The sequence below is a fragment of the Ruegeria sp. ANG-S4 genome, assembly GCF_000814005.1.
In the GTDB taxonomy this organism is placed as follows: Bacteria; Pseudomonadota; Alphaproteobacteria; order Rhodobacterales; family Rhodobacteraceae; genus Ruegeria.
The window spans coordinates 1,043,134-1,066,392 of the sequence record NZ_JWLK01000001.1; the positions used below are offsets into that span (position 1 = coordinate 1,043,134).

Consider the following 23,259-nt stretch of genomic DNA (forward strand, 5'->3'; position numbering starts at 1 on the left):
TCCTGTTTTCCTCAGTTCTTGGCCGTGAAGGCGTCGGTAAAGCCCAGGTCTTTTACGTCAGACAGGATAGCACGGCGTTCGGCCCGCGTATTGGCCGGGCCGACCAGCACACGCCAGACAGTGTTGTCTTCAGTCTTGAGCTCACTGACCTGCGCAATCATGCCATTGCGGCGGATTTTGTCTGCGGCACTTTTGGCGTTGGACTCAACCCCAAATGTTCCGACCTGAACAAAGGGTTTGGCCAAAGCGCTGGTTGAGGCTGCGGCCGTGGTGGTTGCGGCGGTCGGCTCGCTGGCCTCGATGGCCGCGGCGACGCCTTCAATCGGGTCCAGCGGTGTTTCAGTGATCTCGTTTGGATCCTTCTTTTGCCACCACTTGCGCTTTGCCGGTTTTTCAGATGGCGGCGCGACTTCGGGGTCAGCCAAGGCAGCGGTTTGCGCCGCCTCAGGCGTCGTCGCCTCGGGTGTGTCCGTTGCAGATGCAGCAGCAATTGCAGCCGTTGCACCAGCTGCTGCGGCCACCTCGGCCGTCTCTTCAGCCGGTTTTTTCTGCCACCACTTGCGTTTTGCAGGCTTTTCAGTAGGCAGCTCTGCCTCCGCAATGGCTTCGGGTTCAGCTTCCGCTGCGGGTTCTGGCTCTGCCTCAGCAACGGATGGCGTTGATTCAGTAGCTTCTGCTGCGTCCGCTGATGCAGCCCCTGCCGCCGTGCCGGCCGCAACTGCCACCGCAGCGGTTTCCGCCGCAGGTTTTTTCTGCCACCACTTGCGTTTCGCAGGTTTTGGTTCCGCCTCGTCGGTCGTTTCCGCCTCGGCTACCTCGGTGTCGGTATCTTCAGGTGTTGGTTCCTCGGGGACGGGCGCGACTTCTATCTCTTCGCGCCGCAAAGCCACGACCTGCAACCTGCTTGGCGCACCGGCCAGCATGCCCAATTTCGCTGCTGCCGAAGACGAAACCTGAAGGGCCGGACCCGGCAGATTTGCGTCGCGACGGAACAAGGCACCTGTGACAGATTTGTTGTTCGCGGTGTTCTTGATCACGACCCGCTCTGGTTGGCCGACATCCGGGTGAGCGACCCAGATACCACCAAGCGATGGCCGTCCGTCCCACAACCCGGCTTCGCTGACCTCGAAGACATCGGGGGCTTCGACGTCTCGCTGAGAACCTGAAGTCGCCTGGGGAAAAAGTTCGATCGGGCCGTCATCACCATCCGATGCTTCCGCCGCCTCTTCCGGTGCCGCAGCACCCGGCAGACTTAACCCTTCATCGCATCCTGCTAAAGCTGTTATCGCCAAAGCCAACATCGCCAGCCGGTGTGGCCCAAAGCGTGAAACCGTCGCTTGCTCCATCTTTTCATCCCTTGCCTGACAAGGCCATTCTGGCCGCGCCTCACCGCACATATGCTGGTTCTTTTTGCCAGTCTCGTACGGTTACTCTCCTCAATCATAACGCGACCGCCGTTATATTGAAAGATGCCAGCCGCGAGTTGTGCAAGATTTCCGGGATTTTGGCTTGCCTCCAACCGCAACTGCGCTTAGACCCTGCCCTCACGCGGGGAGGTGGCAGAGTGGTCGAATGCGGCGGTCTTGAAAACCGTTGAACGTGAGAGCGTTCCCAGGGTTCGAATCCCTGTCTCCCCGCCACTCATACCTGGCTCACTTCAGTTGTGTTTTCTGACCCGGAATTGTGCCGCAATTCCCGCGCGTTGGCGCATGCGCTTTCAATCAGAGACGGAGCAGATCGTACACTCAGAGCGCAATTCCGGCCGCAATCTCAGTGCCGCATTTTGGCGGGGTCGCTTTGGGCGGCATTTCCCTGATACCCGGCAATTTACAGGGAATTCCCTTGAAACGGGTTCGAATGCAGACGCTTCACATGTCAGAACTTTATGTTTTTCAGAGGTTTATGTTGCAAATTCCCTAAAAAGTGGAACAGGGAATTTTCTCGTGGGAACAGGCAATTGTTCCGCCGGATCAGGGAGGGCGAACCCCGTATCAGGGACGCAGGATCTGGAGATGTTAGAAGCCGAACAGGCGTTCCTGTTCAGCCCAGTCAAGTGGGAGGGTCACGCTGACCAGACGCTTGAGTGTAAGCTCAGGCGGCTGGGTGCCGTCGAGAATCGCAGCCTGAATCTTCGGGGAGAGAAAGGCGAGCTGGGCGCGGGTGCGGATGAAGGCGCCGGGGACGCTTTCGCGGCGTGCAATTTCCATCAGTTGAACTCCGGCTTTTAGATCGCGCGCCCAGCCATGGGCGCGGATCAGCATGGACCGGAGGTGGGGATCGGGTTGGGGTGCCATGTCTCCGGCGATGACCTTGGCCTCGACGCCGCGGCGGCGCAGATCGAAAGATGCGGTGATGTAGGTGAGATCCGGGTGCAGATGGTCCGGAGCAATGCCAACTGCGCTTGCCAGAGTTTTGGGGTCCAATTCGAGATCAATATGTCCTCGTGCAATTTTGCCTTTGGTCAGAAGAGCAGCGCCGACCTGACTGGCTTGGCGTTGAAGCCGGGTTACTAAATCCGCAACTGAAGTCTGAACCGCCTCCGCTAACCCGGCCTCCGGCTGCGCCAGTACCTGATGCGCGGCGGCGGCGTCTTGCAGATGTCTAACGATGACATCAATGACTGCGTCCTCCAGCGCTGGGCCGGGCAGTCGCCAGCCGGAGGTATCCTTGCCGCCCGAGATTAGCCTGTTGGAGACATAGTAGCGCAACCGCCGGCCTTTGCGGGTTGTATGGGTTGGCGTCAACCGATCACCAGTTTCATCCTGCAGCAGACCGGTGAGCCAGGCGCCGGGGTCATTGGTGCGTAGGCGCGCATCGGGTGTAAGGTTTGCACGGGATCGCCGCGACGCTTGGCGCATTTTCTCCTGTACGCGGTCCCAGATGTCCTGGTCGATGATCGCCGGATGTTGTCCGTCCCAGATCTTATCCTTGTGGCGGATTTTTCCGAGATAGACCGGGTTGCGCAGCAGGTAATAGATTTGACCCCGTGACAGCGGACAATCCCCTTTCACTCTGCCATCCGCGCGAACAACCCGCTTCGACCGCAGGTCTTCTGCCGTTGCCCGTTCTTCTACTTTGCGCAGGCAACCCAGCGCGTCATAGAGCCCAAAGAGATGCCGGACCGTTCTGGCCTCCTCTTCAATCACCACCAGCGTTCTTGCCTTCGGATCGGGGTGGCGGTCATAGCCCAGGGGCAGGTTGCCACCCATCCAAAGCCCCTTTTTCTTAGACGCTGCGATTTTGTCGCGAATACGTTCGGCGGTGACTTCCCGTTCAAACTGAGCGAAGGACAACAACACATTCAGCGTCAACCGGCCCATGGAAGATGAGGTATTGAAGGCCTGTGTAACCGAGACAAAAGAACAGTTTGTCTGCTCCAGCCGTTCGACTAGCTTGGAGAAGTCGGCAAGCGATCGGGTCAGCCGGTCGATCTTGTAAACCACAACCATGTCGATACGCCCGGCATCAATCTCTTCAAGCAGGCGTCGCAGGGCGGGGCGTTCGAGTGTGCCGCCCGACAGGCCACCGTCATCGTATCGCTCGTCCAACAGGCTCCAGCCTTCATGTCGCTGGCTGGCGACATAGGCTGCGCAGGCCTCATATTGCGCGTCCAGCGAATTAAAGTCCTGATCCAGCCCCTCTTCGGAGGACTTGCGCGTGTAGATGGCGCATCGGGTTTTGCGGCGCGGGCTCATTTGGCGATCTTTCGGGTGAGTCCGAAAAATCGCGGCCCTGACCAATGCGCGCCGGTAATCTCTCGGGCTATGGCTGAGAGAGAGCGATAGGACCGACCGTTCCAAGTGAAGCCGTCCCCTGTCACATCGACCATATGGGTCACGCCATTCCACTCGCGCAGCAAGCGCCCGCCGGGTTTTAGGGCAGGGCATGTAGGCCGGGGCTTCTTCTCAGAGCTCTTTTCCAGCGTGGCTTTGAGCTGTCGAGACAGCCCGCCATGACGGCGGGACTGCATCTCAAAGGCGATAAAACGGCGCAGGAAGGGTTGGCTGAGCATGAAGGGTGCGGGTTGATCAAACAGTTGCTGCCAAAGCGTGACCAGATCCGATCGACTCATGGCGGCCAGATCGGCGACGTCTCTGGTCTTGGTCATGACGCTTCTCCTGTTCCCGCCGTCAGGTGATACGTGGATGATCCATTTTGTTTGTCGGATGTCCGCCGTTCAATCGTCGCGCCTTTCTTCCGTAACCCACTCAATGCCGCTCGGACCGAATGAGGCTGCCACCCCGTTGCTTTGCAGAGCGCCGCAAGGCTGGCACCGTTCGGGCGACGCAACAACGCTTGCACCTTGTCAATTTTGGTTTGTTTGGATTTGGACATATATTGTCTCCTCTGATCTGGGGCTGGCGGAATGCCGAAGCCCGGTACCGAGGAGCGCCCGAATGGCTCGGGCGTGGGTGCATTGATGCGTGGTTTGCAACAACAGTCCAGCTCTTTCTGGGGCAGCCTCAGGAGGGGTGTCGCTGTTGTGTTGCTGATTATTCGTCAACAATATTAATTGGTTACGATTTGGTTACTTTTGGTTTGGGGGTTGCATTTGCAAAACCTCGTGCATAAATTCCAACCAGCCCTGCAAGGGACAAGGTCCCAAGGGGAGGTGAACACATCTTCCAGGCAGCATTCGGCGCCGCTTTTTTGCGGAGTAAGACCGAGAGCATTCGAAGGGGCAACGAACCGGATCGATTGGTCCGGAGAGTTGCTAGTCGTGCTCTCTCCGAATTCCCAACACGATCCTTTCTTGCCGACGCTAAAGAGCGTCAAATGAAAGGAGGCGGCCATGCCTACTAAGAAAACACAGAGCGACGCCATGGCGTCCAAAACGCCGATCTGGATGGCGGACAAAGTCGTCCAATCTCAAATCAACCAGATCAAGCCCTACGCCAACAACAACCGCGTGCACGCGGCCAAGAATATCGACAAGCTCAAAGCGTCGGTGGCCAAGTTTGGCTTTGTCACCCCGATCCTGTTGGATGGTTCGGGCACAATCATCGCGGGCCATGGCCGCTATGAGGCCGCCAAGGCCCTGGGGTTGATGTCGGTTCCGACTGTTGTCGCGGGTCACCTGTCAGATGCTGAAGTACGCGCCCTGCGCATCGCGGATAACAAGCTGGCGGAATTGTCCGACTGGAACGAAGCGGCCCTCCAGATTGAGTTTGCCGAGCTGATGGATCTCAGCCTTGATGGCGAGCTGGATTTTGATCTGGGTATCACCGGGTTCGAAACGCCGGAGATTGACATCATCATCGATGGCGCGGATGAGGCCGCAAAGACTGAAGCGGAATCTGTTGAGACGCCGAACCCTGCGGTACCTGTCATCACGGAGCCGGGCGACCTCTGGGTTCTCGGAGATCACCGCATCTTCTGCGGGGATGCCCTGCAAGCCCAGAGCTACGACACTCTGCTAAAGGGCGAACGCCCGCAGATGGTGTTCACAGATCCTCCTTATAATGTACCGGTCAATGGGCATGTTCGCTGTGGCACCGGTGGCGATCATCGCGAGTTTGCCATGGCGTCAGGAGAAATGTCGGCCAGCGAATTCCGTGGCTTTCTCTCGGACGTGAACAACCGGCTGATTGACTGCCTGCCGGACGGAGGCATCGCGATGATCTGCATGGACTGGCGTCACATCGAAGAACTGATTGCGGCCGGCAAGGCAGGCGGCTTTGATCTCATCAATCTTTGCGTCTGGAACAAGACGAACGGCGGGATGGGCAGCCTTTATCGTTCCAAGCACGAGCTGGTTGCGATCTTCAAGAAACCAGATGCGGCGCATATCAACAATGTCGAGCTGGGAAAACACGGGCGCAATCGGACCAATGTCTGGGATTATGCGGGTGTGAACAGCTTTGGGGCAGGGCGTGAAGCGGATCTCGCTGATCATCCCACGGTGAAACCGACAGCCCTGGTTGCAGATGCCATCATGGATGTGAGCCATCGCGGCGATGTCGTGCTGGACGCCTTTGGCGGGTCCGGCGCGACCTTGCTTGCGGCTGAGAAAACCGGGCGCCGAGCGCGGCTGATTGAGCTCGATCCGGCTTATGTCGATGTCGCCATCCGCCGTTGGCAGGAGATGACCGGTGAGAGTGCCGTCCACGCGGTGACAGGCCAGACGTTCGATGCATGTACTGCAGCAACCGACGCCACCTCAGAGAAGGAGCCGGATTATGTCTGAAGATACGAAAGAGTATGAGGTGGGCTACCGCAAGCCACCAAAAGAACACCGGTTCGAGAAGGGTCGCTCGGGTAATCCCAAGGGTCGCCCGAAAGGTGCGAAAGGGGTGAATGCCAGTCTGAAACGCGAATTGGGAGCCAAGATCACCGTCCGCGAAGGCAACCGGGAGATGCGGATTTCCAAGGCGGAGGCAATTGCAAAGCGGCTCACGGCCGGTGCGTTGAAGGGCGACACGAAATTGTTGACGGCGCTTCTTAAGATCGACGCTGATCTGTTTGGCGGTTCAGATGATGGGAGCGAACAGGCCAGCGCTGCTTTGGAAGGGCCGGATAAGGTCGATTATGACATCCTCCGGGATTTCTTTTCCAGCCAGCCAGACGATGACGACGGTCCTGAAGACGAGGAGGAGGCGGAAGATGACGGCTCCTGATCCAAAAATGGTCCGGCAAGCCGCGCGCGAGGTTTGCCGGGACAATTTCTTTCCCTTCGTTTGGCGTGTGTTTGACACGCTGCACCAAGGGACTGACCACAGCTTTGATCCGGCCTGGCATGTGCGCGCCATGTGTCATGAGTTGGACAACGTTCGCGTCGGCGAGAACAAGCGGTTGATTATCAACATTCCGCCCCGGTGCCTGAAATCGGTCACCGTGGCCGTTGCATATGTCGCTTATCTTCTCGGTCATAACCCCAGCGCCAAGATTATTGTTGCCAGCTACGGGCTGGATCTGGCACGCAAACATTCCGAGGATTGTCGTCGGATCATGTCTGCGCGCTGGTACCGGGAAATGTTCCCTGAAACGGTCTTGGCTAAAAAGGGCAACACCTCAGAAGAAATCCGCACCACAAAGGGAGGCAGCCGTAAGGCTGTCTCCATCGGCAGTTCTGTTACGGGTCATGGTGCTGATTACATCATCATCGACGATCTGCTGAAAGCGGGTGATGCCGGCTCCGAAGCTGAGCTGGTCAAAGCACAGGAGTTTATTGAGGGGACCTTGCTGTCGCGCTTTGACAACCCATCCGAGGGACGCGTGGTTATGGTTGCTCAGCGGCTGCACGAGATGGATCCGCCGGGTTATCTTCTCGAACGCGGAACCTATCGGCACCTGAATCTGCCTGCCATCGCCGAAGACCATGAAACGGTTCCTCTTGGGCGTGGAAACATCATGCGCCGCAAACCGGGTGATCTCCTTTGTCCGTCGCGCCTGGATCAGCAAACATTGGATACCAAGCGTCGTGAAATGGGCACAGCCGTGTTCAATTGCCAGTATCAGCAGAACCCGATTGCACCAGACGGATCGCCCCTGCGTTGGGAGTGGTTTGGTACCTACAAGACCATCGAAGATCGTCGCTGGTTCCAACTGGTTGTTCAAAGCTGGGATACGGGCATGTCTGCGGATCCGCGATCCGACTTCTCGGCCTGTATGACCTGGGGCTTCCGAGAAAACGCGTGGTACCTTCTCGACGTCTGGCGTGGGCAGGTGGACTACCCAGACCTGAAAGCCAAGGCATTGCAGCTTGTCGGCCGCTGGGATCCGGATCGTGTTCTGATCGAGGATGCCGCTTCTGGCAAACCGCTTTTGGACGAATTGTTTCGTGATGACCGCCGGCGCTATGAACGCATTAGACCTGACAAGGACAAGGAAACCCGGTTCCAGTCCGCGTGCGGTCCTGTCGAAGAGGGCAAGGTGTACCTGCCTGCAGACGCGCCTTGGTTGGCAGCGTTCAAACGCGAATTGCAGTCCTTTCCACGCGGACGCAACGACGATCAAGTCGACAGCTTTGCCCATTTTCTGAACTGGTCCAAGGGATTGGGATTCTACCGGGCGCTTGGTCGCGATCATCAGATCAATATCGAACGTCGGGAGCGCAATCGCGAGAGGCTTAGGCGACGGTAGAACAGAAAGCTAGGTTAGACGCCGATCGTCGACCTTGAACCGCCCGGCGAAACCTTGGCCATTGAGCCCGAAGGGCGGGAAGCGGTCATTCGCTGCGGGTGCGCGGAATCTGTTCCAGAATTGCAAAAGCTGCCATTTAAGTACTAGCAGACCAACCTCCCGGATGCTGCGGTAAGCGCGAAGTCCCGCTTTCCTGATTAAGCCACGCGCAACGACGAAGGGCGTCCCACCTCGGCGGCGATTTCGCTGAGCAGCGCGCGGGCGGCGTCACTACGCCTCTTGGGATTAGAGCGCGCGACGTACGCAATCTCGGGCGGCTCCGGGAACACATCTTCGATAACTTCCAAGTCTTGGGGCACGTGCAAGCCATTCATTAGGGCTATACCGAGCCCCGCGCGCGTTGCCGAAAGGATGCCTGATACGCTTGGGCATTCTAAAACTGCCTCAAATTGATGACCCGTTCTTGAGTGCTGCGATTGTGCCCAGTGCTTGTAGAAGCAGTTTTGATCGAAGGCGAGGAATGGAACCGGTCCGCTAGGCTTCAATGACAGCTCATAAGACTTGATCCAGTGCAGCCGGTCCTCATACAGCACAAGGTCATCGCTCCGGACTTCGTCTCTCATGACCTGTATAACCGCGATGTCGATTTCACCCGCGATAAGCCAATCAGACAGTGTTAGGCTTTGCGCGACCCGCGTGCTGACCTTGGTCTCTGGGTGCAGACGTGTAAAGCGGCCAAGGATGCGCGCAACGTCACCGCCCGTTGTATCTTCGGTCATGCCCAATTTAATGGTGCCAGCCAAAGGCTTCTTTCCAAGAGCGGCGAGCGCTTCGTCATGCAAATCCATCATCCGGTGCGCATACTCTAACAGGCGCGTACCGGCCTCGGTGAACAATGGCCCACCGGCGCGGCGTGCAAGGAGTTCACAATCTAGGACAGTCTCAAGCCGCTTGATTTTGTGGCTCACTGCAGGTTGAGACAGTGCTAAATGCTCGGCGGCGCGTGTTACGCCGCCATGGGTCGAGATCGCGACCAAGGCGCGCAAACCTTCGATGTCCAAACGCTCAGCCATTCAGAATTTCTATCGCTACATGACAATCATTCATTTGCTTGATCAAATATCAAAGCGCTAGGACTTGGGAAAGGAAAAAGTTGGAGTTTCCCTCATGACCCACCTCGTCGACCAACATGTTCTCATCAACGGCACCCGTATTACACATGGTGTACACGGAGAGGGTGAGCCCGTGGTTCTCCTGCATGGCACACCGTCTTCCTCGTATATTTGGCGGAACGTACTGCCAAAGCTTGTCGAAGCTGGCTACAAAGTGCATTTGTATGACCTGCTCGGTTATGGCCTGTCAGAGCGCCCGCAAGACCCGAGCATTGATACGTCCGTCACGGGCCAAGTGCCGATCCTTGAGAGGTTGCTGGATGTTTGGGGCCTTAAAGACTTCCACTTCATCGCACACGATATCGGCGGCGGCGTTGCCCAGAGGTTCGGCATTCAGTCGCCGGAACGGCTGCGCAGTTTGACCATGATTGACGTAGTGAGCTATGACAGTTGGCCATCCAAACGCACGCGCGAGCAGATGCAGGCCGGTTTGGAAAAACTGATCAAAGCAACGGATGCAGAGCACCGAGAACACTTCCGCAACTGGCTCAATTCGACGGTTCAAAACGAGGAGCGTTTGGCGGAGACGTCGATGGAAACCTACCTCAATTTCATTTGCGGCCCGGTCGGACAAGGCAGCTTCTTTCAGCATCAAGTGATGCATTATGATCCGAAGCACACAGACGAGATAGCCCCGCGCTACGGCGAACTTGGTCAAAAGCCAGTACAACTGATTTGGGGCGCCGATGACGCATGGCAGGTCGTGGATTGGGCGCACAAATTACACTCGGCAATTCCGGGATCAGAACTGCATGTGCTAGAAAACTGTGGTCACTTCTCAATGGAAGATCAGCCGGAACAAATCTCAGCTTTGTTGGTGGACTTCCTCAGCAGAAACTCATGACGTAAACACTGCGACCGCAGCATTCGAGCAAGGTGCTGGGAGTCCGCTTTGGGCCGGTCCTTGACGGTGGCGCAAGCCCGAGGAAGGGTGAATGCCGCTCTGAAAGAAACGCCAGCTTGGAGGTCGAAATGAATGATGGATCAGCAAGTTCCGGGCCAATACTGAGGTTGTTCCAAGTCCAAACTAAGCCTGGCCGTGCGGGTGAACTGATCGCGAAATTCGGGGTGACTTCCGCGGAAGTTGTGCACGGGCACCCCGGGAACTTGGGTTATTTCTTCGGCCACGGTGTCGGCATGGATGACGACTATGTCGTCTTTACATCGGTATGGCGCGACATCAATGCGGTGCAAGCGCGGTTCGGGGAGACGTGGCAGGAGTCTTTCCTTCCCCCAGGCTACGAAGAGCTAATCGAAGAGTGCTCTATCCGCCATATAGATGTCGGGCAAGGCTGGCATTTGGACCTTTCCCAGGGAACTTAGCTGGGCAGTTCTGGGACATATTAGTTTCTACAAAGTCTCTACCGCGATGGTCCGACAGGGTGGGTTTTTCGCGGTGCAGCACCGTTGCCTGATCACAGCCTGAGGCGCGCAAGGCGAGGTCCAGCGTGTCGGTTACATCCTCGGTCTTCATCGTCGTGCAAAGCTTCCAGGCGATGATGTATCGGCTGTAATCGTCCAGGATCGTGCTGAGATAGAACCAGCCCCAGCCGATCACCTTCAGATAGGTAAAGTCGGTCTGCCAGAGCTGGTTCGGCCGTGTTGTCTTGTCCTGGAACTCGTCTGAGGCTGACAAAACCACATAGGCTGGGCTGGTGATCAGATCGTAGGAATTGAGGATGCGGTAGACCGAAGCCTCTGACACAAAGTACTTTTCTGTGTCGGTGAAGCGAACAGCCAACTCACGCGGGGAAAGCTCACTTTCCTTCAGAGCCAGATCCTTGATCTTCTCACGCACCGGCTGCGGAATGCGGTTCCAGACCCGTGAGGGCTTGGGACTGCGATCCTCAAGCGCCTCAGGACCACCCGACAGATACAGGCCATACCAGCGATAGAAGGTGGTCTTCGGGATGCCCAGCTTTTCCAAACTGCGCTTGGTCGGCAGATGCGAGCCTTCGACCAGACGGATGATCTCCAGCTTTTCAGATGCAGGGTATCTCATTCGCCGTCGTCCCCATCCGCGATCATGCTTTTTTTGAGCAACCGCAGTTCAAGAGCCTGTTCGGCAACCACCTCCTTCAGATCACGGGCTTCCCGTCTCAGATCCTTCACTTCGGTGGAAGTTGCCGCGCGGGCCGTGTCGCCTGCCAGACGTTTCTTGCCGGCTTCCAGGAATTCCTTGGACCAGCTGTAATAAAGGCTCTGCGCGATGCCCTCACGACGGCACAGCTCTGCAATGCTGTCCGGCCGTCCAGCACGATCCTGATCTTCTCTTCTGCGGAATACTGTTTGCGGGTCGCACGGCGAATGCCCTTTATGATCTTCTCACCGTGGCTCTGCTTGGTTCCGGGTTTCTTTCTCATCTCCACTCCTTGGCGGTCACGATGAGCCAGAAACCCTCTCTTATCAAATCGACCTAAAATGTCCCATTGGCGCTGACGTCAGACAAGCGACCAACCGAAACCCTTTTCGATCACCAGAAGCCTCGATAGGCTGTAAAAACAGAAGCGTGGACAGTTCCTGCTACCCGGCTTGACAATGCGCAATAGTGCATCGGAACAGCGAGGCCCGGGTTGTGGGCAATCCTCGACCTGCGTGGAATGAACTCCTGGCTGTTATCGCGGCGGATGTATTCAGGCCTGCCATGTTTCATGTGCAGCCGTTGCAGGAAACCAAGCACGTCATTTGCGTTCAACTTCGGTCGCACCGCTTCAAAGAACGTCTCACGGGTAGTCCCCTTGTCCATGTGACTTAGCTGGTTCTTTGATCCTTTAATCGCGAGATGAGCACCACGGCACGATAAGTCTTCCCATCAGGTTCGGCTGTTGCATAGAGATGTGAATCGAGTGTGTTGTCAGAAATCGAATAGCGCTTAATTCCTGTTGGGAAGAAACCGTTCAAGGCAAACGCCCGAGCTGCGGCGGCGTTGACCTCGCCTGATGGCATAACTCGAACAACTGCGGCGAGCCTTTCTGTATCCAATGAGTGACTCATTGCGCGGGAAATTATATGCCGTGCAAATCCGTGGCCCTTCAGTTTTGAGAACAAGCCGTTCAACTTACGAACTCGAAGTCCCTCCCAAGTTTCAGTTTTCGTATAAAGACCACCCAACACTTTGTCGTTCTCATGAACTACGACAAGATTGTTGCCCGGAGCGGTAAGCATACTCTTTGATATGTTGTTCAGGTACGCAGGTGTGCGTCTGATCTGTTCTTTTAGCTCGAAAACATAGGCATTAATTACCGCATCCGGGGCTGCGTCAGCGGTGTACACGCTAATTTTCGGCGGCCTTACTACAGAGGTTCTCATTCGGATTGGCAATCCTTTCTTAAAGCTTCCTCGCGGCGCTCAATTGGCTACCGAAACGAAGGTTAGCCGGCGCCGCAACCCTGGTGGACCGGTACAAGCAGTATCACTCACTAAGCCGTTCTGCATAGACTTGGACGATGCGAAGGAATGGTATCGTGAATTAAGCTGAATGCCCCAGCTTGTAGCCGTTCCAGAAATGGTCCGGTTGTTTCACAGAAAACAGTGTCAAACAGGCTTTTTCGAACGGAAAACAACGGATTCAGATGGTCAAAAGTCTGCAATAGAAGCACAGCAATAGGCAAAATGCCTAGTCTTTTGTTCATTCTGGCACGTGACAACATAGACGGACACCCACAGTCTTTCCCTCGTGAACACTGACACACTTGGATATTCCATTGACTGTTGAAGCATCGAAAAAGTCAGGAGAGCTGAAATGGCAGACGTTGCTAAGTTAGGAAAGAAATTACATGAGTGCATTGCGGCATACGACAAGGAAGCCAAATTACTTGCAAAGCTGGAAAAGCAGCTATCCGTACATCAAAAGATGATGAAAAGTGGAGATCCCTCCTTGATTGGTGCCGCTGCTGCGAAACTCGCCACACTGATGCCTAAACTTGCCACGCAGCAAAAGAAAGTTGAAATCGCCCGTAAGAAAATGGGGAAGGCAAACGCCGAACTGGCTAAGTCCACTAAGGGCGATTGATTGTACAACGCTTACGCCGTTTTACTGGCGCAAAGACTGAGCAATTGAGACTTGCACAGTTGTTGGGACGCTTCCAAAGAACTCGGTTTTCAACCTTTTTCTAAATTGGAAAGACAATGAACACTGTTGAGCGAGATATCTATACTGCGCAAGAAATCGCCGCAGAGATGTTCGCCGACGAAGCGTTTCAGGAGCTATATGAAACCGCCGAGGACAAACAAGGGCGCGCAGAGTGGATTTTGTTCTACTTGATACAAAAGATGCGCGAAACCGAGCAATAAATACGAGTTCTATGCCTCACGTGTTCCCACGGCCATATCAGTTGACCCGAAGGCCGCTAGCCAACAACGAGCAGCATTCAGAAAAGGTTTATCAAAAATGGCAGAGACCGAAGATCCTCGTTTCATCGACTATGTTGGTGAAGCGAAATACAACCTGTATTTTGAGACAGAAGCACTGGCGGCTATTTCCAAAGCTCTGCTGTATACAGAGCTTAGTGCGCAGGCATTGTGTCGCGTCGTCACTGCTTCAGAAGCTTCAGCGCTTGGCATGCCCACAATCGCCAGTGCTCTCAAAGATACCGATTTTGACCCTAAGTCTTTCCCGTACGTTGCTTATGACTTGAGAGAGTTTCTGCGCGTCATGATAGAGTTGGATACTCTACTTAAGGACGATCCAGACTACAAGGACGGGAAGTTCCGCTATCGCCCTATTCGCTTTCTGGAAGTGGGATGCGGCCCTGGAAGAAACCTCTACGTCCTTCGAAATGGCGGACTACTACTTTGGTCTTCGATTGAGGGAATAGACATCGTCGAACCCTACATCAACGCTGCTCGTGATTTCTACAATTTGGGTGACAGTGTCTGGCAAGACGACGCCCTAACGATAGACTACTCACCCTACGACGTTGTGTTTAGCCACAGGCCGTTCTCGGATCATGCAGCTGAGGCCGAATATGAAAAGCGCCTTGTCGGTCTGATGAAGAGAGGTGCCTACCTTGTCGCTCCGCTTTGTGAAACCCATGCGGAAGATACGCGTTTGGTAGCGTTAGGTGAAACGGGAGTAATTTGGAAACGGCTATAGCTCTATTTTCAACATTGCATAGAGAAGACTAGTGAAACTTCCATTGCTTGCTGTCACGGCGGCGTTCTCGGTGTTTTTGCTAAGTCCTGAGTGAACAGCGGAATTGCCTGATTTCGCTGGGTTTGGATGTGGAGCTGACAGAGATCTAAAACTCATCACTACTACGCTTTTTGCATCCTGCCCGGCTAACAGGCTATGTCGAGCGTCATGGGGCGATTTTCTAGGTGTTGAGACCCTTCTTCCGGCACAACGATTGAAAGCACTCCTCTGGCCTCCGAGAAGTCTCCCGTTCCTCCGACGATTGCCCAGTCGATAACCTCCCTCGGATTACCCGATTTCAAAGTGTTTGAGGCATCATTGAGCAATGTGCTCGTCGCAACAAATAGACTTCCATTGGGTAAGTTGATCGACCCATCCACCCTCACATAGTGACCCATGTCCGCTGTACCGCCCAGCACCGTTGTGACCACATCGAACTCACCGACATAGAAGCCGTCGCGGTCTTCAAGAAACCAGTGCAGAATACGCCTGTCTCCAATGTCTGCGTTTGTGGGGTCAGCTCCGACGAACTTGATAGACGCGTTGGTATGCAGCAGCTCAGTTACGCCGCAACTGACATGGATTTCGTCAGCGCCTACCTGATAGGTCAACGCGACCATAAGACTCGCAGCAAATGCAGTATTCCGGGCGACGCTCATTTTGACACTCCCAGCCGCTACCTTATGTGAGGCCCTTGAAATTATGAATGCTATAGGCCCCACACATCTCAGAATGGTGTTGGAGATAGCAGTGACACCCTAAGGCTGGCCCAACTTCAAATGAACTTGAATTCATGTGTTTGTGCGGGTGGCATGCTGCGCGATGTTGCCTGCATGGTGGCATAACCCCTGGAGGTTGCATCGAGCCGGTCAGGGCTCAAAACGTCCGATGCAGCATAGTACTCAGCTGCATGGTTTCCTTTTATTAGTTACGCTGACATTCTCAAAACACGAACAAGGGCGAGCTCTCAAACATTCGACCAGCCGCCATCGATGACATGTGCGACCCCCGTGGTATAGGCGCTTTCGTCCGACGCCAGATAAACGGCCAGCGCGGCAATTTCATCAGCCTTGCCGATGCGGCCGATGGGCTGACGTGCGATGAAGGCTTTGCGGGTCGCATCGTAGTCGCCTGTTTCGCGCAACCGGGTCTCGAGCGACGGGGAGTCAACGGTGCCTGGGCAGATGGCATTGCAGCGAATTCCTTGAGTGATGAAGTCTGCCGCCACTGATTTTGTCAACCCGATCACCGCCGCTTTGGTCGCGCCATAGGCAAAACGGCTGGGCGCTGCGATCACGGAAGAAGCAACCGAGGCGATGTTTATGATGGATCCGCCGCCATTTGCGATCATCCCGGGAAGAAAGGCACGGGTCATACGGTAGGTGGACTTCACGTTCAGATCGAAGGAGAAGTCCCAAGTGGCCTCGTCACAATCAAGGATTGAGCCGTTGGCGACGACGCCGGCGCAATTGAACAGCACGTTGACCCCGGTGTATTCAGCGGCGATTTCAGTGATCGCATTTGAATCCAACACATCCAGTTTCCGCGTCTCTAAACCCTGCAGTTCTGCCAGTGCCGCCTCGTCGATATCGGTTGCAATGACGCGTGCTCCTTCGGAAACAAAAGCATGCGCCGTTGCCCGGCCGATGCCCTGCCCAGCCGCAGTCAACAGGCAGGTCTTGCCCTTCAGTCTTCCCATAATTTCTCCTTCCCCTTTATGGCCGCGGATCGGGTTTTGCCGTATCGATACCTTGACGCCTTGCTGTAGCCTTGGCGTAAGTAAGCTGCGGCAATTGTTGACCGCAACCTCCGATCAAACGTCGTTGATGCAGTCCTGTCTCTGCTGGCCCAACCCTGAAATACCGAGTTCGACGACGTCTCCTGACCTTAAGTAGCGAGGCGGTGTGAGCCCCATCCCCACCCCGGGCGGTGTACCGGTCGAAATAATGTCGCCGGGATGCAGCGTGAAAAACTGGCTGAGATAGCTGACCAGATGCGCCACACCATAGACCATTGTCTGGGTAGACCCATCTTGCATCATGGTCCCGTTAACCTTGAGCCACATCGACAGGTCTTGCGGGTCTTCGATCTCATCGCGGGTTACCAACCACGGGCCTGTCTGCCCGAAATTGTCGCAGGACTTGCCCTTGGACCATTGTCCCTGCCGTTCGAGTTGGAACGCACGCTCGCTGACATCATTGATGACGCAATACCCGGCAACATGATCGAGCGCCTCACCTTCGCTCACATGCTTTGCCGTCGTGCCGATCACCACACCCAGTTCAACCTCCCAATCGGTTTTTGTGCTGCCACGCGGGATGACGATCGGGTCGTTCGGGCCACAGATCGCGGACGTCGCCTTCATGAACAGCACCGGTTCGGACGGCACCGTCATACCGCTTTCCTCGGCATGATCTGCGTAGTTCAGTCCGATGCACATGAACTTCCCTGTACCGCCAACGCAAGGACCCAGGCGCGGTGCGCCTTCAACTTTCGGAAGGCTATACGGATCCAGATCTTGCAGTGGCTTCATATCCGAAAGCATGTCACCCGCGATGTCAGCAACTACGGCGCTGAGATCCCGGATCTCGCCGATAGGATCAAGCATTCCCGGTTTTTCTGCGCCTCTTGGGCCGTAGCGAAGGAGTTTCATTGTCTTTCCTCAGTCAAATGGTTGCAGCAAAGACCCGAGCCAACGGCAGATACGGACATTCTTCAACAGATTTTTAGGTCAGTAGGTTGCCCGCCCACCGGACAGGTCAAACACTGCTCCGGTCGTAAAAGAGTTTTCAGGCGAGACAGCCCAAACAATCATGTTTGCTGCCTCTTCAACGGCCAGAAAACGCCCGCGCGGTATTTTAGAAAGCATATAGTTGATGTGCTCGTCGCTCATCTGGTCGAAAATCCGGGTTTTCGCTGCGGCGGGTGTGACGCAATTGACTGCGATGTCGTGCCCGGCCAATTCCTTGCCGAGCGATTTGGTCAACCCGATGACTGCCGCCTTGGACGCCGAATAGGCCGACGCATTCGGATTGCCTTCTTTCCCCGCGACAGATGCGATGTTTAAAATCCGCCCATACCCCTTGGCCTTCATGCCGGGCACACAGGCGCGATTGAACATGAATGTGCCGTGCACATTGACGTCAAACACTTTTTTCCAGGCCGCGATATCGTAGTCTTCCAAAGTCGAATTCGGCCCCGTGATGCCTGCACTGCTGACTGCAATATCGGGCACACCAAGGCGCGAAACTGTTTCGTCCATTGCAGCTTCGATCTGGCTGGGATCTGACACATCGCAAGACACGGCGAGTGAATCGCCGCCGAGTTCTGCCATCGCTTCCGTGTTTGTCGGGTCCATATCCCAGCTCGCAACGCGTACGCCACGTTCGACCAACTGGCGCGCGACTTCAAACCCGATGCCCTGCGCACCACCGGTAATAACTGCGATGTGATCTTTCATCTCTGTACCCCTGGAATCTGTGGTTCTTTTTGACGCCTAAGGACGGGTTCGAGGCGTTCGAATGCGGTCCTCAGCGTCTCAGCCGGTTGCGCGTAGCAAAGGCGCAGATATCCTTCACCGCTGTCCCCGAAGGCAATTCCGGGGGCCAATCCAACTCCGGTTGCTTCCAAAATAACCGTCGCTGCCTTATAGCTGTCTGGCATGTCGTCTACGCGAAAAAAGCTGTAGAACGCCCCGTCGGGTTCGATAAACCTGACCCGTTCAAGGCCAGACAAAAACTCCAACGTGAGCTGATACCCGACCTGAATGCGGTCTCTGAGCTCGGTGACTGCCGGCTCGCAGTCTCTCAGAGCCACAACGCCAGCGTCCTGCACAAAACCTGCGGTGCAGGATGTATTGAATTCCGTAAGCTGACCGAGTTTCGCCTCCACCGCAGCAGGGGCGACGATCCATCCCAGCCGCCACCCCGTCATGCTCCAGGCCTTGGAAAACGAATTGACCGAAATCAGCCGATCTTCTGCGTTGGCGATATCCAGAAATGAGGGAGCGACATTTCCATGCCGATACAATCGACGATAGACATCATCCGAGACGACCCAAATCCCGTTCGCGCGACAGTGGTCCAGAAGAATTGTCTGGTCTTCCATGGGCATGGCCCAGCCCGTCGGGTTATTGGGTGAATTGATTAGCACCGCAGTCGTTTCCGGCGTCAGCATGTCCAGCAGCGCGTTTATGTCCAACCACCACGAGCCGTTCTTGGGTTGCAGTGCCAATCGGCTGATGTCGGCCCCCGAGTTCTGGAATGCTGCGGCAATGTTCGGCCAGTTTGGCTCGATCACAACCACCCGGTCACCGGGCGTGACGAGCAGTTCCGCAACCAGCCTAAGTCCCTGCATGCCCGATGGCGTCACCGTAACGCGGTCACGCGTGAGAGTCGTTCCCGTCAGTTCCTGTTGATACCGACAGATCTCATCCCTCAGCGCTATGCTGCCATTATTCGGCTGATACATATGGTTTCCTGAGCGCAGGGACTTGACCGCGGCCTCAACAATCAAGGGGTCGGTGTCCCAAGCGCCTTCGCCAAACCACAAAGGAATGACATCACTCCGTCCCATTGCGCTTTCTGCAACCGCACGAATCTTTGACGCTTCCAGCGCACGGGCGCGCACAGATATGTATGATTCAAGTGGGTGAATGTTCATAAGGGGGAGATTGTGGATATCTATCTGTTTTGTCGCGTGCTAGATCAAACAAACGACTAGTCATTTTGACTATTGTTGCCGATCCACGGCAACGTCCAAGAAATGGTGTGGATGGTAGATCAAGTTGATGAAAAGATTCTCGCTATTCTCAGAACGGACGCGAGGACACCGGTTGCAGAGATCTCTCGCAGGGTCGGTCGGTCAAGAACTGCCGTTGTAGCGAGAATCGCCCGCCTCGAATCCAGCGGCAGAATTGCGCGCTACACGATTGCAGAGCGCGGACAGGGTGACGACGGGCTGGGCGCCATCATTCTGGTTCAGATGATCAATCGCGGAGAGACCCAGAGGTTTTCATCGCTGATACGCACATCCGGCTGGGTCTCTGCTTGCTATGGAGTATCCGGCGAATTTGATCTCGCGGTGGTGCTGAAGTCTCTTGACCCGGATGTACTTGAGAGGTTCATGAGGGACCTTATTGCCACCGGAGAAATTCGACACTCAGAAACGCTGGTGAAAATTCTACAGGACTTTTGAGGCTCGTCCAAACCGGTCACCCTGCAAAAACGGCTTCAACCCAAGGCACCGGTTAGGAGGGTGCAACAATATGGTGCTAGCAAAATTCATGTTCCTGAATAGCTGGATTTAAGACGTGCGCTGCTTCGCAATCATAGACTTGTTGCGTTTGTGATCGAGTGCTGCGTCGATACAGACTCCAACTACATCGCCTGAAGAGCCGGCTAAGCCGGAATCGCAAACTCTAGCTATGAATTTGCTGTTTGAGCTGACAACCGTCATTGTATGCGATGATGCCGATGGCGGCTTTGTCCCGCGATGTGTGAGTTCAAGCGCCGCCAGATTTTGCACTTGCAGCGAATGACCGCAAAGCGGGCTGCGAGCGCAGAATTCAGACGGGGTGTGCAATGTCGGGATTGGGCCGCTCGTCTCTAACCTTCAGTCGTCGCATAGCTCCCGTCTTCGCGGTGCACTTCCTGTCCGCTCAAGGGTGGGCTGAAGACGCAGATAAGCCGAAGATCCGCCTCAGGCGCTTGTACGATGTGTCGATCATGTTGGTCCAAGGCGTAGAGCGTATACGGATGCAACGCGTGCCAAATCCCTTCATCTGCCCGCCGGATTTGGCCTTTGCCTTCGATGCAATAGCAGGCTTCCAAATGGTGGGTGTACTCAAGCTCAAGCACGGCACCCCGCCTGATGATTGTGTCGGTCAGTGAAAACCCCATGCCATCGGATGCAAGCAACAGCCTCCTGCTGTTCCAGCCTGTCCCGACGACATCTCGGTCTGTGCCAAGCACATCTTCGAGTTTCGTGATGATCATGATCTACCTCTAGCGAACTGCGCGGTTCATCCCGCCATCGGACAGTAAACTCTGGCCGTTGATGTACCGAGCGCCTTCGCTCGCCAAGAACACGCAGGCTTGACCGATCTCTTCAAAGGTAGCCGGGCGTTGCGCCGGGATTTCGCGGCGCGCCCGTTCCGACAGATTCACATTCTCGCAAAACCCGGGCAGCAGGTTGTTCATGCGAATGTTGTGGCGGGCGTAGCGGTCCCCATAGAGTTTAGAAAAGCTATGGAGCGCACCGCGCAACATGCTCATCGGATAGGGCGCACGGGGCTCAATCGTGTTCATCGACGAGATGTTCACGAATCCCCCCCCGCCTTGTTCGATCAGGATGGGAGTAACGATGCGGGCGATTTTGACGACGTTCAGCACGTACATGTCGAGGCTTTCGTGCCAAAGCTCGTCGGGGAGCTCCAGAAGCGGTCCGTCAAAGTCGACATCAAACCCAACAGTCTTGATCGCCTCGGGCACAGTGCCGCCGTGGCCCATATTGCTGACGATGGCGTCGATGCGACCGTATTTTGTCATTGTGTCGTTGATCATCCCCTGAAGATCGTTCGTGTCGAGAACCGAGCCGCGTCGGCCGATGCCGCCAAGCTCTTCTGCGAGTTCGATGGAGCGGTTCGACGGTGACATGAGCGAGACCTTGTAGCCTGCCTTGGCCATCTCAATGGCGCATCCTCGGCCAATGCCCTGACCGGTTCCGGTCATCAGCGCAACTTTCAAATCGTACATGGCTTTCTCCTTAGTCTCGGCAGTTTTGTATGAGTTTTCGTGAACTGATGCGACGTAGCCTATGTTTCTGCAGCAAGGCTATCGAGATTATTGCAATAGCCTGTTAGGTTTTCTCACATGGTGGAAACCCTCAGACATCTGCGCGCGCTGCAAGCCTTCGATGAGACAGCGACCCATTCCAGCCTCAGCAAGGCTGCGGATACCCTGAGTGTCACGCACGGAGCAATTAGCCGTCAGATCAAATTGCTGGAACAACACCTTGGCGTCGGCCTGTTTCACCGCCGCCCGAATGGTGTTGAACTGACTACGGCTGGCGAAAGACTGCACCAATCAACCCGCGGGGCATTCTCGGAGCTGCGGGCCGGAGTCCGGGACGTCAGGCGGCAAGAGCGGCTTCAGTCGGTCACAGTTTCCTTGTCGACCTCGCTTGCGCTCAAATGGCTTGTTCCTATGCTGCCTTCATTCCGGCGGGAACACCCGGGCATCTCGCTTCTGCTAGACACAAACGATGCATTGGTGAATTTCGAGACGTCCGAAGTCGATGTGGCGCTGCGGTTCAGTGAACCGGGTTGGGATGGGTTGCACCATGAACTGATCAAGCGTGAAGAACTGATTGTTGTCGCTTCGCCATCATTGGTCGACAAGATGGACCAGCCAATGCCGGCGAAGGACATTGTGCGACTTCCGCTTCTGCATGATGCCTTCAATGTGGGCTGGGACAAGTGGGCTGAGCAGAAGGATGTCGATCCCCAAAAGTTCAGTTCGGAAAACATCAAGTACGTTGACAGTGCCGTGCTGTTAGAGGCCGCAATTGACGGGCAAGGCGTGGCGCTGGCCAGAAATCTATTGGCAGCACGGGACTTGGAGCTCGGTCGTTTGATCCGTCTAGATGACAGCGCGGTGAAGTTGGACCGGGGACTGTACTTTGTCTGCCGTCCTGGAGATCAAGAACGGGCCTCAGTCAGAGTTTTTAAGAAGTGGCTGATGTCCATTTGAACGAGGAAAAAGTCAGTTTGCCCCCCACTTCAACGCATCAGTGATGTCGAGCATTCACATGTACGGTGAATGGCCGGTTTGGCGGATTGCAACGCAGCGAAGCGCGGGTAGTGAGCCGTCGCAACGATTAGTGACACAAAAAATCCGCATTGAGGTTATTGTGATTGTCACATTGCCATGTGACGTGGGTCGTCTGCGCACATTAATTTCTAGGGGGGAGTTATGGCAAAGGATTTGAAAAAGTTTCAGGACAGCCTGAGTAAGTCCATCAAAGAGTGCAATATGCACATGAAGAAGATGGACCTCATGTTCAAGAAGATGCTTGATGCAGAGAAGAAAATGAACAGCCTTTATGGCAAACCTTCATACGACAAAGCCTTAGACAGCTACCAGAAACACGCGCGTGGATTTGAAGACCTTGAAAAGAAGTTCGGTGCTTTGGTGAAGAAGAAAAACAAAGCGCTCGCCGACCTGGTCAAAGCAAAAAAGTAGTCGTTGCTTAACCTTCGTCTTCAACTCGCCCTCTGAGTGTCAAACTTCACTGTAGTTTGGCTGCTACCGTGCTCGGTGTACTTAATGAGTAATTAGGTGAGGCACCAATGAAGCACATTCCAGCAACCACCCAAACAGCCGTTTCCCACGCGTATAACCTTGGGGCTGGTGATGCTGCGATAAGCATGGCGATGTGGGCGGGCAGTCAGTTGATGGCGCTTTTCGGTAACCGAGCTGATGTCTTTCAGGAACACGCCGATATCTGGGCTGAAAAGCTCAAGCCGCAATACCCGCTTTCAGCCGCAAAGAAATGAAGCCGCGTGCCCAAGATAAGACAACTGAGGCCGCCGACTACCTGAAGGCATTCGCCCATGTTAGCCGTCTGCAAATCCTGTTCTTACTTGCTGATGGTGAGAAATCCGTCGGGGAACTGATTGATAACTTGTCCTTGAACCAGGCGGCGGTTTCCCAACATGTGGCGCGCTTGCGGCTTGAGGGCATGATAGTGGGCAGGCGAGATGGCCATCACATGTACTACAAAATCTGTGACAAGCGCGTACGCCCAGTCCTTAAACTGCTGGACAGGCTTTTCTTTAGTGACGAAAAAGCCAAGTAGACGACGACCTCG

26 protein-coding genes, 1 tRNA gene and 1 pseudogene are annotated in these 23,259 nt (G+C 55.3%); 14 read left to right on the forward strand and 14 right to left on the reverse strand.

What is annotated here, in order from left to right; genetic code table 11:
• Window positions 1–11: 11 nt before the first annotated feature.
• Window positions 12–1,346, reverse strand: a complete 1,335-nt coding sequence (locus tag RA28_RS05290) for an SPOR domain-containing protein (RefSeq protein ID WP_039525868.1) — start codon at window positions 1,344–1,346, stop codon at window positions 12–14.
• Window positions 1,347–1,550: 204 nt separating this feature from the next.
• On the opposite strand from RA28_RS05290, the gene RA28_RS05295 reads away from it, so the two are divergent.
• Window positions 1,551–1,640, forward strand: a tRNA-Ser gene (locus tag RA28_RS05295).
• A gap of 375 nt (window positions 1,641–2,015) precedes the next feature.
• Here the strand turns inward: RA28_RS05295 and RA28_RS05300 are convergent.
• From RA28_RS05300 to RA28_RS05310, 3 genes are read right to left on the reverse strand one after another with little or no spacing between them, the layout of a single operon-like run.
• Window positions 2,016–3,695: a recombinase family protein gene (locus tag RA28_RS05300; RefSeq protein WP_039524318.1), complete on the reverse strand. Its 1,680-nt coding sequence runs from the start codon at window positions 3,693–3,695 to the stop codon at window positions 2,016–2,018.
• Window positions 3,692–4,108 carry a DUF2924 domain-containing protein gene (locus tag RA28_RS05305; RefSeq protein ID WP_052261270.1) on the reverse strand — a complete coding sequence of 139 codons (417 nt, stop codon included), beginning with the start codon at window positions 4,106–4,108 and terminating at the stop codon, window positions 3,692–3,694. The genes RA28_RS05300 and RA28_RS05305 overlap by 4 nt, the downstream gene beginning before the upstream one ends.
• Window positions 4,105–4,335: a DUF3489 domain-containing protein gene (locus RA28_RS05310; RefSeq protein WP_052261271.1), complete on the reverse strand. Its 231-nt coding sequence runs from the start codon at window positions 4,333–4,335 to the stop codon at window positions 4,105–4,107. Before RA28_RS05310 ends, RA28_RS05305 begins: the two co-directional genes overlap by 4 nt.
• A 457-nt stretch (window positions 4,336–4,792) precedes the next feature.
• Between RA28_RS05310 and RA28_RS05315 the strand changes: the two genes are divergently transcribed.
• From RA28_RS05315 to terL, 3 genes are read left to right on the forward strand one after another with little or no spacing between them, the layout of a single operon-like run.
• Complete coding sequence (locus tag RA28_RS05315) at window positions 4,793–6,187, forward strand: site-specific DNA-methyltransferase (protein WP_241481065.1); 1,395 nt, start codon at window positions 4,793–4,795, stop codon at window positions 6,185–6,187.
• Window positions 6,180–6,617, forward strand: a complete 438-nt coding sequence (locus RA28_RS22780) for a DUF5681 domain-containing protein (RefSeq protein WP_052261272.1) — start codon at window positions 6,180–6,182, stop codon at window positions 6,615–6,617. Before RA28_RS05315 ends, RA28_RS22780 begins: the two co-directional genes overlap by 8 nt.
• On the forward strand, window positions 6,604–8,082 hold the full coding sequence (gene terL / locus RA28_RS05325; protein WP_052261273.1) for a phage terminase large subunit: 1,479 nt from the start codon (window positions 6,604–6,606) through the stop codon (window positions 8,080–8,082). Before RA28_RS22780 ends, terL begins: the two co-directional genes overlap by 14 nt.
• A gap of 197 nt (window positions 8,083–8,279) precedes the next feature.
• Here the strand turns inward: terL and RA28_RS05330 are convergent, their stop codons facing one another.
• Window positions 8,280–9,155, reverse strand: a complete 876-nt coding sequence (locus RA28_RS05330; RefSeq protein ID WP_039524319.1) for a LysR family transcriptional regulator — start codon at window positions 9,153–9,155, stop codon at window positions 8,280–8,282.
• Window positions 9,156–9,249: 94 nt separating this feature from the next.
• On the opposite strand from RA28_RS05330, the gene RA28_RS05335 reads away from it, so the two are divergent.
• Window positions 9,250–10,098: an alpha/beta fold hydrolase gene (locus RA28_RS05335; RefSeq protein WP_039524321.1), complete on the forward strand. Its 849-nt coding sequence runs from the start codon at window positions 9,250–9,252 to the stop codon at window positions 10,096–10,098.
• A 128-nt stretch (window positions 10,099–10,226) separates the two neighbouring features.
• Window positions 10,227–10,577: an antibiotic biosynthesis monooxygenase gene (locus tag RA28_RS23120; RefSeq protein WP_082029725.1), complete on the forward strand. Its 351-nt coding sequence runs from the start codon at window positions 10,227–10,229 to the stop codon at window positions 10,575–10,577.
• Window positions 10,578–10,590: 13 nt separating this feature from the next.
• On the opposite strand, the pseudogene RA28_RS22445 reads toward RA28_RS23120, so the two are convergent.
• Both RA28_RS22445 and RA28_RS05350 read right to left on the reverse strand, forming a co-directional pair.
• A pseudogene (locus tag RA28_RS22445) lies at window positions 10,591–11,617 on the reverse strand (DDE-type integrase/transposase/recombinase); the annotation flags it as partial.
• 388 nt (window positions 11,618–12,005) lie between these two features.
• Window positions 12,006–12,527: a hypothetical protein gene (locus tag RA28_RS05350; protein ID WP_152612005.1), complete on the reverse strand. Its 522-nt coding sequence runs from the start codon at window positions 12,525–12,527 to the stop codon at window positions 12,006–12,008.
• A 469-nt stretch (window positions 12,528–12,996) separates the two neighbouring features.
• Between RA28_RS05350 and RA28_RS05355 the strand changes: the two genes are divergently transcribed.
• The 3 genes from RA28_RS05355 to RA28_RS05360 all read left to right on the forward strand — a co-directional run bounded on the left by RA28_RS05355 (window position 12,997) and on the right by RA28_RS05360 (window position 14,349).
• Entirely contained in the window at window positions 12,997–13,266 is a 270-nt protein-coding gene (locus RA28_RS05355; RefSeq protein WP_039524325.1) for a hypothetical protein, read from the forward strand.
• A gap of 116 nt (window positions 13,267–13,382) precedes the next feature.
• A complete protein-coding gene (locus tag RA28_RS22785) occupies window positions 13,383–13,547 on the forward strand; it encodes a hypothetical protein (protein ID WP_193747352.1) in 165 nt (54 codons plus the stop codon).
• Between the two features lie 97 nt (window positions 13,548–13,644).
• Window positions 13,645–14,349, forward strand: coding sequence for a class I SAM-dependent methyltransferase (locus RA28_RS05360; protein ID WP_039524326.1), 705 nt, complete (start codon window positions 13,645–13,647; stop codon window positions 14,347–14,349).
• A gap of 185 nt (window positions 14,350–14,534) precedes the next feature.
• Here the strand turns inward: RA28_RS05360 and RA28_RS05365 are convergent, their stop codons facing one another.
• From RA28_RS05365 to RA28_RS05385, 5 genes are all read right to left on the reverse strand, one after another.
• Window positions 14,535–15,047 (reverse strand): hypothetical protein, encoded by a 513-nt coding sequence (locus RA28_RS05365; RefSeq protein ID WP_152612006.1) that lies wholly within the window; start codon window positions 15,045–15,047, stop codon window positions 14,535–14,537.
• A 308-nt stretch (window positions 15,048–15,355) separates the two neighbouring features.
• Window positions 15,356–16,090: an SDR family oxidoreductase gene (locus RA28_RS05370; protein WP_039524329.1), complete on the reverse strand. Its 735-nt coding sequence runs from the start codon at window positions 16,088–16,090 to the stop codon at window positions 15,356–15,358.
• A 111-nt stretch (window positions 16,091–16,201) separates the two neighbouring features.
• Window positions 16,202–17,041 (reverse strand): fumarylacetoacetate hydrolase family protein, encoded by an 840-nt coding sequence (locus RA28_RS05375; RefSeq protein ID WP_039524332.1) that lies wholly within the window; start codon window positions 17,039–17,041, stop codon window positions 16,202–16,204.
• Between the two features lie 78 nt (window positions 17,042–17,119).
• Window positions 17,120–17,848, reverse strand: coding sequence for an SDR family NAD(P)-dependent oxidoreductase (locus RA28_RS05380; protein WP_039524334.1), 729 nt, complete (start codon window positions 17,846–17,848; stop codon window positions 17,120–17,122).
• The gene (locus RA28_RS05385) at window positions 17,845–19,050 is read right to left on the reverse strand and encodes a pyridoxal phosphate-dependent aminotransferase (protein WP_052261274.1); all 1,206 of its coding nucleotides are present in this window, start codon (window positions 19,048–19,050) and stop codon (window positions 17,845–17,847) included. Before RA28_RS05385 ends, RA28_RS05380 begins: the two co-directional genes overlap by 4 nt.
• Window positions 19,051–19,161: 111 nt before the next feature.
• Between RA28_RS05385 and RA28_RS05390 the strand changes: the two genes are divergently transcribed.
• Window positions 19,162–19,584: an Lrp/AsnC family transcriptional regulator gene (locus tag RA28_RS05390; protein WP_193747353.1), complete on the forward strand. Its 423-nt coding sequence runs from the start codon at window positions 19,162–19,164 to the stop codon at window positions 19,582–19,584.
• Between the two features lie 410 nt (window positions 19,585–19,994).
• Here the strand turns inward: RA28_RS05390 and RA28_RS05395 are convergent, their stop codons facing one another.
• Window positions 19,995–20,384, reverse strand: a complete 390-nt coding sequence (locus RA28_RS05395) for an ectoine synthase (protein ID WP_039524337.1) — start codon at window positions 20,382–20,384, stop codon at window positions 19,995–19,997.
• A gap of 9 nt (window positions 20,385–20,393) precedes the next feature.
• Window positions 20,394–21,143, reverse strand: a complete 750-nt coding sequence (locus RA28_RS05400; protein WP_039524339.1) for an SDR family oxidoreductase — start codon at window positions 21,141–21,143, stop codon at window positions 20,394–20,396.
• Between the two features lie 117 nt (window positions 21,144–21,260).
• Between RA28_RS05400 and RA28_RS05405 the strand changes: the two genes are divergently transcribed.
• The 4 genes from RA28_RS05405 (at window position 21,261) to RA28_RS05420 (ending at window position 23,247) form a co-directional block, all read left to right on the forward strand.
• On the forward strand, window positions 21,261–22,139 hold the full coding sequence (locus RA28_RS05405) for a LysR substrate-binding domain-containing protein (protein WP_039524340.1): 879 nt from the start codon (window positions 21,261–21,263) through the stop codon (window positions 22,137–22,139).
• Between the two features lie 222 nt (window positions 22,140–22,361).
• Window positions 22,362–22,631, forward strand: a complete 270-nt coding sequence (locus RA28_RS05410; protein ID WP_039524342.1) for a hypothetical protein — start codon at window positions 22,362–22,364, stop codon at window positions 22,629–22,631.
• 107 nt (window positions 22,632–22,738) lie between these two features.
• Complete coding sequence (locus RA28_RS05415) at window positions 22,739–22,945, forward strand: hypothetical protein (protein ID WP_039524344.1); 207 nt, start codon at window positions 22,739–22,741, stop codon at window positions 22,943–22,945.
• Window positions 22,942–23,247: an ArsR/SmtB family transcription factor gene (locus tag RA28_RS05420; protein WP_039524346.1), complete on the forward strand. Its 306-nt coding sequence runs from the start codon at window positions 22,942–22,944 to the stop codon at window positions 23,245–23,247. Before RA28_RS05415 ends, RA28_RS05420 begins: the two co-directional genes overlap by 4 nt.
• Window positions 23,248–23,259 lie beyond the last annotated feature (12 nt).